Source organism: Bradyrhizobium sp. USDA 4506, from assembly GCF_054058795.1.
The window spans coordinates 7,436,085-7,448,736 of sequence record NZ_JBSSBM010000002.1 but is presented as its reverse complement, the minus strand read 5'-3'; the positions used below and the strand labels follow the sequence as shown (position 1 = coordinate 7,448,736).

The window sequence follows — 12,652 nt, the reverse complement described above, 5'->3', positions numbered from 1 at the left end:
TTACGCGTAAAGCAAAACAATCCATCGGAATGGGCGTGGAGAGATGGATTGCTTCGTCGCAGCGCTCCTCGCAATGACGGCGTCCGCGAAGGTCGCACCAAGTCCGCTGACAGCTGCCGCCAATGACAGCGGTGTCATCGCTCGCGACGGTACGAATCTCTGCCGATGCGCTGTTCGTGAAGAAACGCTTAACGCACGCGCCTTGACCAACAAAGAAAGCCTATAAATAAAGGCAAGAGCAGCTTCTCGCGTGGCCATTAATCACAACATCACTGCGCATCATCACGAGCGCATGAGGCGCATGCAAAACGCCACGATCTCTTCCAACTATTAGTGTGCAAACAAGCCGTCCTACACGAATGCGATTCGACGCGGCACGCCGCGTCGTCTCGAAGACCGTGAGGGACATCACGGCCAGCACAACTGATTGTGAGGCATGTGCGCCGCACTCTTGGGAAGAAGCCTGGCCGTTCCTATGTCACGTCCAAAGAACGACCTCGATAAAGGAATTGCTCGATGCAAGTTCGCGCAGCCGATCCGCGCGGAAGACTGGTGCCTGCGATTGCAACCGCCGCCGTGGCGGTGCTCGCCACGGCCGCCCTCGTCATCCTCGAATTCAACCCGCCGCGCAATGTGCAGGCCGCGGCCGAGCCCGGCATGATCACCTCCGCCGCCGCCAGCAGAGCCGGCGCCACCGTGCTGCCGACCGATCCGGTCACGACCGGCAGCGTGCGGGTGCGCTAGAAGTTATTCCCTCGCCCCGCTCTTGCGGGGAGAGGGTTAGGGTGAGGGGCTTCTCTCCACACGTTAGGTCGCCGTTAGACCTGTACCCCCTCACCCGGATCGCATTGCGCTACGCTGCATGCGATCCGACCTCTCCCCGCAAGCGGGGCGAGGTTAAGGAAGCGGCATTCCGCTCCACGGCAGGCCACCGCACATTGGCCGATTTGGCCACCCCGTCGCATTTTCGCATCCCTGCCCCGGCGTCTCGTCGCAAGCCCACCTCCCTCGACCTGCGTAAGCTCTCCCTCGCGAACAAAACAAAAAAGCCACAGGGAGGCTCACGATGATCTGGAAGGCCGTCACGGCAGCCGTCGCGCTTGCGCTCGCGACGCAGGTACACGCCGCCGAGAAGAAATATGGCACGGGCGCCAGCGACACCGAGATCAAGCTCGGACAGACCTCGCCATTCTCCGGCGCGGCGTCGGCCTACAGCGCGATCGCGAAGACGCAGGCCGCCTACTTCAGGATGATCAACGACCAGGGCGGCGTGAACGGGCGCAAGATCAATCTGATCACGCTCGACGACGGCTACTCGCCGCCGAAGACGGTGGAGCAGACCCGCAAGCTGGTGGAGCAGGAGGAGGTCGCCGCGATCCTCAATCCGCTGGGCACGCCGACGGGCCTGGCCGTCCGCAAATATCTCAACGACAAGAAGGTGCCGCAGTTGTTCGTCGGCGCCGGCGCCACGCTGTGGGGCGACTACGCGCATTATCCGTGGACGATCGGCTTCCAGCCGTCGTACCAGGCCGAGACCGCGGTCTACGCCAAGTATGTGCTGACCAACAAGCCGGACGCCAAGATCGCGCTGTTCTACCAGAACGACGACGCCGGCAAGGATTACGGCAACGGCTTCAAGAAGGGACTGGGGCCGGAGAACACCGCCAAGATGGTGGTGGCGGAGACGACCTATGAATCGACCGATCCGACGGTCGACAGCCAGATCGTGAAGCTGAAATCCTCCGGCGCCAACGTGCTGTTCATGCACGCGATCCCCAAGCAGGCGGCGCAGGCGATCAAGAAGATCGGCGAGATCGGCTGGAAGCCCGACCTGTTCTTCCTCGCGGCGACCTCGACCTCGGTGTCCTCGGTGCTGAAGCCGGCCGGCTTCGACTATTCCAGGGACATCATCTCGTCCTACTCGCTGAAGGATCCGAACGATCCGCAATGGAAGGCGGACCCGGACGTGATCGCCTGGCAGGACTTCATGAAGAAGTATTTTCCGGACGGCAATCTGCAGGACCAGCTGATCGTCTACGGCTATGTGGTGGCGGAGGCGACGGTGCAGGTGCTGAAGCAATGCGGCGACGACCTCACCCATGAGAACATCATGAAGCAGGCCGCCAATCTCGACATCGCGCTGCCGATGTTCCTGCCCGGCATCAAGGTGAAGACCTCACCGACCGACTACTTCCCGGTCGAAGCGATGCGGCTGCAGAAGTTCAACGGCGAGACCTGGCAGCTGTTCGGCGACACGATCGGGAATGATTGAGAGGCGTTGTGACTGAACGCTGAACCATCCACATCGTCGTCCCGGCGCAGGCCGGGACCCATAACCCCGGATGTGCAGGTGGCGGCACACTGGGGCCGCAGCCCGTTTCAACAAGAGGCCGCGGTGGTAATGGGTCCCGGCCTGCGCCCATAGGCGCTAAAATAGGATTTGCGCCTTGGATTCGCTTGTGATTCCAAGATGGAATGGCACACGAATCGCTTGTGAACAAAGATTGGGCGCGCGTTGTCGCCCGACTTGGCGGAGCCGAGGCTCTGAACATTAGCGCGCGCAAGACGAAGGCGTTTGTCCGTCCGCGGGAGATCAGCAATGCGGTCGACTTGCTGCGCCTGATCTTGGCTTATTGCCTTGGTGAGAAAGGGCTGCGGTTGACGGCGGCATGGGCCACGTCGGTTGGGCTTGTCGATATCTCCAACGTGGCTCTGTTGTATCGCTTACGTCAGTGCGGAGATTGGCTGGCAATCTTGGTCGAGCAGGCGCTTGCCGCCGCGGCGCCGAAGGCGAGCCGCGGTCGTCTGATCCGTATTGTTGACGCCACGACGGTCCCCAAGGCTGGGACGAGCGGCAGGAACAAGAACGCAGTGTGGCGTATCCATAGCGCGTTCGATCTTCCGCAGGAGCGCTTTGGTCACTTCGAACTGACCGATCAGCGAGCGGGCGAGACGCTGGATCGGATACCGGCGGTTGCCGGTGAGATCCGTCTTGCCGATCGCGCCTATCTGCAACCGGAGCGCATGGCGCATCTCGTCGATGCCGATGCGGACTTCGTGATCCGGGCCGGCTGGAAGAGCGCGCGCTGGCTCGATGCCGAAGGTAATCTTGTTGACCTCACTGCCGAACTGCGCAACGCCTCGGCGCGTGGCCTGATCGATCGGCCGATTTGGATAAAGCGCAAGTCAGGTGCGCCGCCGCTCGCAGTGCGTCTGGTTGCCGCGAAGAAGCCGGCGCAAGCTGCTGCGGCTGCGCGACGCAAGGCGCGCCGGACTGCACAAAAGGGAGGTCATCAGCTCTCCAGGCAAACACTTGACGCCGCAGATTGGGTGATCCTGGTGACCTCACTCAGGCCAGAGGACTTCACGACTGCAGATATCCTCGCCCTCTATCGGCTGCGATGGCGCATTGAGCTCGGCTTCAAGCGGCTGAAAAGCCTGATTGGCCTGAAGGGACCTCCCGGAACCGACGAGCGGTCCGCCAGACCCCATATCCTCGCTCATCTGCTGATCATTCTATTGCTCGAGCCGCTCGTCGACGAACTCGAAGACTCTCCCCGCTTGGCCGACGCCGCCTGACCCACCCAGTGACGTGGCGTCTGCTGCGCCAGCTCGTAGCTTCGCTACGGCAAGCGATCATTCCACAGCCCGCAATCGCTCTACTCTGCAGAGCCAGTCACGCTCTCCGGCGACATCTACGCGAGCCACCCAGACATAAGCGCCACTATCAGACTATGATCAAACTATCTTAGCGCCTATGGGCCTGCGCCGGGACGACGAGGAGGTTAGCTCCCCGTCAACAACGGCGAAATGCCACCTGCCCCCTGGTGCGGGCATACGCATGATCGATTTCGGAATATTGGAAATATACCCGTGAGTTGCCCGACGCGTCAAGTCGTCGGGTCGAACGTCGGCCACCGCCGGCTACTTTGCATGGGGTTGTTTTCGATATTTTGGCAACGCGCCTCCCCCGCAAGCGCCCTCCAGGGGAGGCAAGCGAGGGGTCACACCCCCTTCTCCAACAACACCCGAAAATCCGCCCGCGCGCGCTGCGCCTCGGCGCGGGCGGCGTCCGAGGCATCGCCAAGACCAAAGTAGCCGTGAATCAGGCCCTCGCCGGAATGATACGCGACCTGCACGCCGGCCGCCTGCAACGCCTTGGCATAAGCGTGCCCCTCGTCGCGCAGCGGGTCGAACCAGGCTGTGGTGACCACCGCCGGTGCCACGCCCGCGAGGCTCTTCGCGCGCAGCGGCGAGACGCGCCAGTCGGCGCCCTCAGCCTTGCCGGCGAGATAGTGCCCGCAGAACCACTGCATCGTCGCCCGCGTCAGGAAGTAGCCGTCCGCATTCTCGGCGCGTGACGGAAATTTGGCGTTCTCGGCCGCGTCGGCAAAATTGCCGACCACATCGGTGACGGGATAGACCAGCAATTGCCCGGCGAGCCTGATGCCGGCGTCGCGGCAGGCCAGCGCGGTGGCGGCGGCGAGATTGCCGCCCGCGGAATCGCCGGCAACGCCGACGCGGGCGAGATCGCCGCCGAATTCATCGATCCGCGCGACCACGTCGCGGATCGCGGCGAACGCATCCTCGAACGCCCCTGGAAAGTGCGTCTCCGGCGGGCGGCGGTAATCGACCGAGATCACGACAGCGCCGGTGTCGATCACGAGGTTGCGGGCCTGGCGATCATGCGTCTCGAGATCGCCGGCGACCCAGCCGCCGCCGTGGAAGAAGATCACGGTCGGCGCCGTGCCGCGGCCGTTGCGATAGAGCCGCGCGCCGAGCTTGCCGGCGGCGCCAGCGACCTCGATATCGCGTGCCACGTCGACCGGCGGCGGCGGCACCGCCTTGCGCGCCTCGGCCAGCGCGCGCAGCGAATCGCGGCAGCTCTGCGGCGTCATGGTCGCGGGCTCGCGCAGCGGCAGCAGCGGGATGATCTTCTCAATGACGGGATCGAGCGGAAGCGGCATGGGAGTCCTTGAGTTCGAGTGCTTGCAGTTGAGTCACTTGGAAAGCGTGCCGGCCTCGATCGCGGCGATCTGCAGCGCGATGAAGCGGCTATAGATGCGGGCCTGCGAGAATGCGCCGCCGGTGAACCAGAGGCCGGGCTGCGGCGTGCGCGTCCACATGTTGCGCAGCTCCTGCGTCGCATCGTCAAAGCCCCAGACGCGGCCGACGCGCCGGGCGACGTCCTCGCCGAACAGCTTGCCGACCAGATGATCGGGGCCCTTGTAGCCGGTGGCGAGCACAAACAGCTCGGCGTTCAGTGCCGTGCCGTCGTTCAGCGCGAGGCCATCGGCGGTGTAGCCGGTGATGTCGGCGGCCTGGATCAGGCGGATCTTGCCGTTGGCGATCAGCTCGGAGCAGCCGACATTGAAGTAATAGCCGCCGCCGCGGGAGCGGAACTTCAGCGGCCAGCCGGTGCCGTCCTCGCCGAATTCGAGCCGGAAGCCGGCGCGCTCCAGCCGCGACAGCAAGGGCGCATCGAGCCGCTTCACCTCGTCGGTGATGATCCTGTGCGCGATCTTCATCACCGGGAGCGGCACGCCGGAATTGAGGATGTCGCGCACCTCGATCGCCGGTCCGTCGCCGAGATAGGTCTTGTCGTAGAGCTGCGCGGGCTCGACATTGACCACCATGGTCGGGCTGCGCTGCACCATGGTGACGTCGGCACCGGCGGCGTGCAGCTCCTGGCAGATGTCATGCGCGCTGGTGCCGGTGCCAAACACGACGACCGAACGCCCCGCCCATTCGCGCCCGGCCGCGAAGGCGCTGGAGTGCAGCACCTTCCCCTCGAAATTCCCGATGCCGTCGATCCTGGGAATGTTCGGCGTGCCGCTGACGCTGGTCGCGAGCACGATGTGCTTCGGATGCAGCGTGCGCGGGCCGCCGGTCCCTTGCAGCGTCACGGTCCAGCGCTGCGTCGTATCGTCATAGCGCGCGCCCTCGAACGAGGTCTCGGTCCAGAAGTCGAGCTCCATGATGTCGACATAGCTCTCCAGCCAGTTCGCGATCTTGTCCTTCGGGATGTAGTCCGGAAAGCTCGGCGGGAACGGCAGGTAGCGAAACAGATTGACCGGCGTCTTGTTGTGCAGCTTGAGCCCGCGATAGCGCAGCCGCCAATTGTCGCCGATGCGCCGCTCGCGATCGACGATCAGGGCATCGAGCCCGATCCGCTTGCACTCGACCGCGGCCGCGATGCCGGCATGGCCGCCGCCGACGATCAGCACATCGGGCTCGCGGTCGGCATAGGCGCGCGAGGCCTGTCGCTGCTCCAGCCAGTCGGGTGCGGCAAAATCGCGCGCGTGGGATTGCTCGGCAGCGCCGTCGGTGCGCGCCTCGCAGATGCGGTTGAAGTCGAGCATCGTGGAGAACGTCCACGCCGCGGAATTTCTGCCCCTCTCATGCAGCAGGCGGACCGCGCCGCTGCCGGGACCATTGGACGTGTCGAAGGTGAAGACCGCCTCAATCACCTCGCGTCCGGCCACCACGGCCCGCCGCGGTATCAAGGCACGGTCATCGAGACGAAATCCGCTCGCGCCGACCGCTTCAGCGCGCGTCAGCAGTTCGGCAACGACGCGCTGCCGCCCGCTGAAGGTCGCAAATTGCCAGGAGATGCCGAAGATATTGCGCCAGTGGCTCTCGGGCGCAAACAGCGCGGCGAGAGCCTCGGCGGAGCGGCTCGCGAACGCCGCATCCAGCGCGCCGATCCATTGCTCGGCGGCAAGTTCAGGCGCGTCCTCCGTAGCCGGGTTCAGTTTGTCCAGCATGATCGTGCTTTCTCGGGAGCAGTTGCCGTCTATCTGACAACATGGTCCCGAAAAGCACAACCATCATGCCAAGCCTCATGCAACGTGTTGCGCCAGCCGCGCCGGCTCGGCCTCGCCCTCATCGCCGGCGGGCTCGACCTGCGGCGCAGGCGCCGCGGCGAGTTCCGCTGCTATTTCCTTGGCCAATGCAGTGGCGCGGACATAGTCGGTCTTGCCGGTGCCGAGCAGCGGCACCTTGTCGATGACGCGGATATCGGCCGGCACCGCGAGCTCGGAGGCGCCGACGCTCTTGGCCTGGCGCTGCATCGCGGCGCGGTCGGCGTCCTTCTGCGTGGTGAGCAGCACGATGCGTTCGCCCTTGCGCTGATCGGGCAGCGTGACCGCAACCGACATCGCCTGCGGCCAGATCGCAGCCGCGATCGCCTCCACCGCCGAGAGCGAGACCATCTCGCCGGCGATCTTGGCGAAGCGCTTGGCACGGCCCTTGATCGCGATGAAACCCTGCGCGTCGACCGTGACGATGTCGCCGGTGTCGTGCCAGCCCTCGGGCAGCGGCTCAAGCACGCCGGGATTCTCGGCGCGGAGATAGCCGAGCATGACGTTCGGGCCCTTCACCGACAGCCGGCCGCCTTCCTCGATGCCGGGGACCGGATCGAGACGGTACTGCATCAGCGGCGAGATCCGGCCGACGGTGCCCTGACGGTTGGCCATCGGCGTGTTCATCGCCAGCACCGGCGCGGTCTCGGTGACGCCGTAGCCCTCGAGGATGCGGATGCCGTAGCGCTCCATGTAGATCTGCCGCGTGCGCTCCTTCACCGCCTCCGCACCGGCGATGACGAGCCGCAGCGTGCGGAAGTCATAGGCATGCGCCGAGCGGGCATAGCCGGTGAGGAAGGTGTCGGTGCCGAACAGGATCGTCGCGCCGGTCTGGTAGATCAGCTCGGGCACGATGCGGTAATGCAGCGGCGACGGATACATGAAGATCGGGATGCCGCCGAGGATCGGCATCATCATGCCGCCGGTCAAACCAAACGAGTGGAACACCGGCAGCACGTTGAACACCTTGTCGTTGGCATTGGCATCGACCCGTGCCAGCGCCTGCGCCGCGTTGGCGAGGATGTTGCGATGGGACAGCACGACGCCCTTCGGTGTGCCTTCCGAGCCCGAGGTAAACAGGATGACCGCGGGATCGTTGGCCTTGCGGGCGACGCGCGGCGCGATGCCGGCGCGGAAGCCCGCGACCTTGTCGGCGAGGCCGATGCCGGCCCTGACATCCTCGAGATAGACGACGCGCGCCTGGCCGGCGAGCGCCGCGATCAGCTTGTCGAGCTTGCCCTTCTCGATGAAGGCCTGCGAGGTCAGCACGGTCTTCACCTGCGCCGCCTTCATCGCCGCCAGCACATTGACTGGACCTGCCGAGAAGTTGAGCATCGCCGGCACGCGGCCGATGGTCTGCAGCGCCATGAACACGACGGCAACGCCGGCCGAGTTCGGCAGCAGCACCCCGACATTCTCGCCGACCGCGGTGCCCTGCTCGAGCTTGCGGCTCAGCACCTGGGCGCCGAGGATCAGCTTGCGATAGGTCAGCTTGGTGCCGAGCGCGTCCTCGATGATCGGCTTCCCGGTATCGCGGTCGCGATAGGCGTGGCCGAGGCCCTCGAACAGCGTGTGGTCGAGCATCGCGTTCTGGACCATGGCGTTGATCATCACGTCCTGCAGCGCGGCGCCGGCGGCATTGCGGCGCGCCTTGCCTCGCAGCGATTCGTCGACCGGCAGCTTCACCGGCGGCAGGATCGAGATCGTCACCTTGGGGAACCAGGAGCGCTTGATCTCGCCATTCTTGAGATAGCTGAGATGCGAACGCTGCGCACCCTCGATGCGGACCGGGACGACGACCGCATCGGCCTTGTCGGCGATCATCGCGGTGCCGTCATAGACCTTCATCAACGAACCCGAGACCGTGATGCGCCCTTCCGGGAAGATCACCACCGGCTCGCCGGCGGCGACCAGCTTGATCAGGTCGCGCGCGGCCAGCGGCTTCGACGGATCCATCGTGTAGTGCTTGATCATCTTCAGGAACGGCTTGGCCCACCACGCCTTGGAGATGCCGGTGTCGACCGCGAAGCTCGCATCGATCGGCAAGGTGGCGTGCAGCAGCGGGCCGTCGACCAGGCTGACATGGTTGGGCGCGATCAGCATCCGCGTACCCGATGGCGGCAGATTCTCCATGCCGCGCACCTCGACGCGGAACAGCGCCCGGAACAGCAGCGCGCCGAAGTCGCGCACGCCCTCCTTGCCCCACTTGCTCAGCACGAACCAGACGGTGCCGAAGCTCGCGACGGCGAGGCCGAAGAAAATCCAGGCGATCGGCAGGCCGATATATTGCAGGGCGCCGACGAACACCGCGCCGGCGACCATGAAGCCAGCCTGCAGGATATTGCCGGCGGCGATGATGCGGGCGCGCTCGGACGGCGCGGTCCAGGCCTGCACGGCGGCAAACGACGGCACCACGAACAGGCCGCCGCCGAAGGCGAACAGGAAGAAGTCGGCCAGCATGCGGAAGCCGCCGAACGAGGTCGCAAACGCGGCCGCGGTGACGTCCTTGCCGAGCGAGGTGGTGGCGATCGCCCAGGCGAGGTCGAGGCCGACCACGCCCATCACGATGGCGCCGATCGGCACCAGCGCGAGGTTCGGGCGGACATGGCTCAGCTGCGCGGCGAACAGCGAGCCGGCGGCAATGCCGATCGCGAACACGGCAAGGCACAGCGTGACCACACCCTCGGTGCCGCCGACGCCTTCCTTGATCAGCGCGGGCAGCAGCGACAGCACGATCGCGCCGACCATCCAGAACCAGGACACGATCACCATGCCGTCCCACAGCCGCGGCTCGGCATAGAGCGACTTCAACAGGCGCACGGTCGAGGTCCAGGGATTTTTGGTGATCGGCAGATCCGGCGCGGACGGCTGCGTCACCGGGATCCGTGACGCGAAGCCCCAGGACAGCACCGACAGGCCGACCACGGCGGCACAGATCCAGCCCATGTGGCTGGCGCCGGCGACGAACATGCCGCCCGCGATGGTGCCGATCAGGATCGCCATGAAGGTTGCGCCCTCGACCAGCGCGTTGCCGGTCGCGAGTTCGGACACCGACAGCTGGTCGGGCAGAACGGCATATTTCACCGGGCCGAACAGCGCCGCGACGATGCCGAACAGCGCCAGCGCGATGAACAGCAGCGGGATCGAATGAGTGAAGAAGCCGGCGGCGGCAAACGCCGCGGCGAAGATCTCGAAGAACTTCAGCCGGCGGGCGACGACGGACTTGATGTAGCGGTCGGCGAGCTCGCCGCCGAGCGCCGACAGCACGAAGAACGGAGCGATGAAGACCGCCCCCGCGAGCTGGACCAGCGCCGGCCCCTGCTCGTTGGCGACGCCATACAGCAGCATGATGACGAGCGCGTTCTTCAGCACGTTGTCGTTCAACGCCGAGCAGAACTGCGACCAGAACAGCGGCGCGAAGCGGCGGGACGTCATCAATTCCTTGATCATGACCGGTTCCTTGGGTTAGCGCGCACGGCGCTGGCAGGTCTGCGAATTCGGGTGGCGGAGAATGGTGAGCGTGGAGAAAATGACGGAGATGCCGCAGCCTTTAGTCTTTTCCGCAACGTATCGGTTCGAAGGCGCGCAAAATCGGGCGCACCGGGACGTCGCGACATTGCCCGCCAGAGATGTACGAGACCTTATCCAGACCTGGGGTTGACCGACGCCGGATGGGCTCGCAGAGGACATGGTGAGCGCTTTGTTGAGGTTTCGCCGACAATTGCCGGGGGCCCGCTTCAGGTCAGTTCACTCAAGCCGCCGAACGGTGACCATCGGCAGTTGCGCGGCTTGCAGCGGCCTCCGCTCGCAGCCGCCTGGCGCGGCGCGCGCCGATCCGCGCGCCGCTGCTCCAGGACGCCTGCGACGTCGCAGGCGCGGGCGATCCGCTCGATCGGCGCGGTCGCCAGATTGAGGACGGCGCGGCCGAAGCCCTTCACGAGCTCGATCGCGTCATCGACAAGGGTGGTGGTCGATTGAAGTGCTAGGGTCTGCATCTGAGTGGCCTCCTATGCCAACTTGAGCAACGCTCAAATTAGTAGTACGAAAATGAACATTGTTCAAGAAGAATCGCGACGAGACCGAAAAAAACTTCAACGGCGGGCCCTGCTGATCGAGATCGCGCGTCGGTCAATCGCCACTAAAGGCTTGAGATCACTCAAGGTTCGCGATGTCGCCGAGGCCGCCGGCTGCTCCATCGGCAGTGTCTATAATGAGTTCGGCGACTTCGACGGGTTGATCCTGACCGTGAACCGGGAGACCGTTCACGCCCTGACCACACGCCTCAAGGCGGTCCCGGCCGACGATCCCCTGCACCAGCTGCACGGACTTGCCGACGCCTATCTCGGCTTCGCCACCGAGCACGCCAATCTGCTGCGCTCGCTGTTCGAGCACCGGATGGAGGACGACCGGCCGTTTCCGGAAGACATCCTCACGATGGTGATGGATGCGTTCGCGCTGATGCATGCGCCGCTGCTCCGGCTGCTGCCCGATCGTGATCCCGGCGACGTCGCGCTGCTGTCGCGGACGATGTTCTCCGCGGTCCACGGCATTATCTCGCTCGGCCTCGAGGAGCGCATGGTCGCGGTCCCGCCCGAGATGCTGCGCGAGCGGCTCGCGCAGTTCGTCGACACGCATCTGGCGGGGCTCGGTGTTTCGCGTCGCACGTAATCACACCGGGCGCGCCTCGATCAGGTTTGACTGCGTGCAATGCGGCCTGGATGGGCAAGGGTCCAGAGCGGTTCGAGGAACACGACACCCGTACCTCCCTCGCGGAAGACGAGCTTGAACTCGATCCGTCCATCCGCGGTGATGGAGGCGGAGTGCAGTCCGGTATTGCCGTCATAGCGCAAGACGTCGTCGAGGACATATCCGGTGAAGCCGCCGGAAAAGCCGGGCCCGGGTACACGGCTGTGCGGCATCGCCGGACCGTTCACGAGATAGCCGGTCGCGACACCATCCCGATCGACATTGGTGACGATCATCATGAATTGGCGGTGCGAATTGATCCATCCCTCGGCGCTCACCCACACGCCGAGAAAGCGGCGGATATTGTCCGGTACGTCACTTGCCGGCGCGCGAACGCGATAGGCGGGAAGCGGCAGCTGCTTCTCGGCGGCCAGCGCGGTGATCCGCTCGACATCCTGCTCCGGCACGATGCCGTGATCCTGCGGCACAAGCCAGTGCGCCAATTCGGCCAGAGGATGCCACATCCCGTTGGCGATCGGCGGCGCGGATGCGAATGATGCGAAGGCGATCACCGACAGGCCGGCGATCAGCAACCATCGGGGAAGTGCGGCCAAGCGTGCCGCGATGCCGCGGGGAGCGGACGTTCGGCGCGAGATGTTCTGCGATCCATGATCCTGCGGCGGCGGCACCGGCCTGGCGTCGAGGCGATAACCGCGGCGAGACACCGTCTTGATGATGCGGTGGTCATCATCGCGCAGCTTCAGGCGCAGCTCGCGGATGCACTGGACGAGCGAGTCGTCGGAAACCGCGACGTTGCCCCAGACCGCCTCGTGCAGATCCTGCTTGGATGCCAGCCGCCCGGCATTGCCGGCGAGATAGCCGAGCACCGCGAATGATTTCGGCCTGAGATCGAGATCGACGCCATCCACGCGGGCTACGCCGCGGGCGAGATCAAGCTCAAAGGAATCAAATATCAAAACGGAATCAGTCGCCGGGTCCATAGAGGTCACTCCATGCCCACAGACGGCACCAATCGGGAAAATTTAGCAGGAAATTCGCCGTTCTGTCACTTCTTCATCAGGACTTCCCTGGCGCGAAGCCGA

Annotated in this window: 9 protein-coding genes; 4 read left to right on the top strand and 5 right to left on the bottom strand. The window is 65.0% G+C overall.

The features are described 5' to 3' along the window. Positions 1–516 precede the first annotated feature (516 nt). The 3 genes from ACVIHF_RS37135 to ACVIHF_RS37125 all read left to right on the top strand — a co-directional run bounded on the left by ACVIHF_RS37135 (position 517) and on the right by ACVIHF_RS37125 (position 3,579). A complete protein-coding gene (locus ACVIHF_RS37135) occupies positions 517–744 on the top strand; it encodes a hypothetical protein (protein WP_028336196.1) in 228 nt (75 codons plus the stop codon). Between the two features lie 322 nt (positions 745–1,066). After that, positions 1,067–2,272, top strand: a complete 1,206-nt coding sequence (locus ACVIHF_RS37130) for an ABC transporter substrate-binding protein (RefSeq protein ID WP_456793451.1) — start codon at positions 1,067–1,069, stop codon at positions 2,270–2,272. Between the two features lie 338 nt (positions 2,273–2,610). Further along, a complete protein-coding gene (locus ACVIHF_RS37125; protein WP_310885498.1) occupies positions 2,611–3,579 on the top strand; it encodes an IS4 family transposase in 969 nt (322 codons plus the stop codon). Positions 3,580–4,004: 425 nt separating this feature from the next. Here ACVIHF_RS37125 and ACVIHF_RS37120 read toward each other — a convergent pair whose 3' ends face one another. The 4 genes from ACVIHF_RS37120 to ACVIHF_RS37105 form a co-directional block, all read right to left on the bottom strand. Continuing rightward, entirely contained in the window at positions 4,005–4,967 is a 963-nt protein-coding gene (locus tag ACVIHF_RS37120; protein ID WP_456793450.1) for an alpha/beta hydrolase, read from the bottom strand. Positions 4,968–5,000: 33 nt separating this feature from the next. Further along, entirely contained in the window at positions 5,001–6,767 is a 1,767-nt protein-coding gene (locus ACVIHF_RS37115) for an NAD(P)-binding domain-containing protein (protein ID WP_456793449.1), read from the bottom strand. A gap of 75 nt (positions 6,768–6,842) precedes the next feature. Further along, on the bottom strand, positions 6,843–10,313 hold the full coding sequence (locus ACVIHF_RS37110) for an acyl-[ACP]--phospholipid O-acyltransferase (RefSeq protein WP_310882098.1): 3,471 nt from the start codon (positions 10,311–10,313) through the stop codon (positions 6,843–6,845). A gap of 287 nt (positions 10,314–10,600) precedes the next feature. After that, complete coding sequence (locus ACVIHF_RS37105; RefSeq protein ID WP_253606093.1) at positions 10,601–10,858, bottom strand: hypothetical protein; 258 nt, start codon at positions 10,856–10,858, stop codon at positions 10,601–10,603. Between the two features lie 52 nt (positions 10,859–10,910). Here ACVIHF_RS37105 and ACVIHF_RS37100 point away from each other — a divergent pair, with 52 nt between their 5' ends. Then, positions 10,911–11,531: a TetR/AcrR family transcriptional regulator gene (locus ACVIHF_RS37100; RefSeq protein WP_253609854.1), complete on the top strand. Its 621-nt coding sequence runs from the start codon at positions 10,911–10,913 to the stop codon at positions 11,529–11,531. 20 nt (positions 11,532–11,551) lie between these two features. Here the strand turns inward: ACVIHF_RS37100 and ACVIHF_RS37095 are convergent, their stop codons facing one another. Then, entirely contained in the window at positions 11,552–12,550 is a 999-nt protein-coding gene (locus tag ACVIHF_RS37095) for a winged helix-turn-helix domain-containing protein (protein WP_253606091.1), read from the bottom strand. Positions 12,551–12,652: the final 102 nt, after the last annotated feature.

What these genes read in the sequence shown, in the direction of transcription:
- ACVIHF_RS37135 (WP_028336196.1), top strand. Translation starts at nt 517, where the DNA reads ATGCAAGTTCGCGCAGCCGATCCGCGCGGAAGACTGGTGCCTGCGATT.
- ACVIHF_RS37130 (WP_456793451.1), top strand. Translation starts at nt 1,067, where the DNA reads ATGATCTGGAAGGCCGTCACGGCAGCCGTCGCGCTTGCGCTCGCGACG.
- ACVIHF_RS37120 (WP_456793450.1), bottom strand. Translation starts at nt 4,967, where the DNA reads ATGCCGCTTCCGCTCGATCCCGTCATTGAGAAGATCATCCCGCTGCTG.
- ACVIHF_RS37115 (WP_456793449.1), bottom strand. Translation starts at nt 6,767, where the DNA reads ATGCTGGACAAACTGAACCCGGCTACGGAGGACGCGCCTGAACTTGCC.
- ACVIHF_RS37110 (WP_310882098.1), bottom strand. Translation starts at nt 10,313, where the DNA reads ATGATCAAGGAATTGATGACGTCCCGCCGCTTCGCGCCGCTGTTCTGG.
- ACVIHF_RS37105 (WP_253606093.1), bottom strand. Translation starts at nt 10,858, where the DNA reads ATGCAGACCCTAGCACTTCAATCGACCACCACCCTTGTCGATGACGCG.
- ACVIHF_RS37100 (WP_253609854.1), top strand. Translation starts at nt 10,911, where the DNA reads ATGAACATTGTTCAAGAAGAATCGCGACGAGACCGAAAAAAACTTCAA.
- ACVIHF_RS37095 (WP_253606091.1), bottom strand. Translation starts at nt 12,550, where the DNA reads ATGGACCCGGCGACTGATTCCGTTTTGATATTTGATTCCTTTGAGCTT.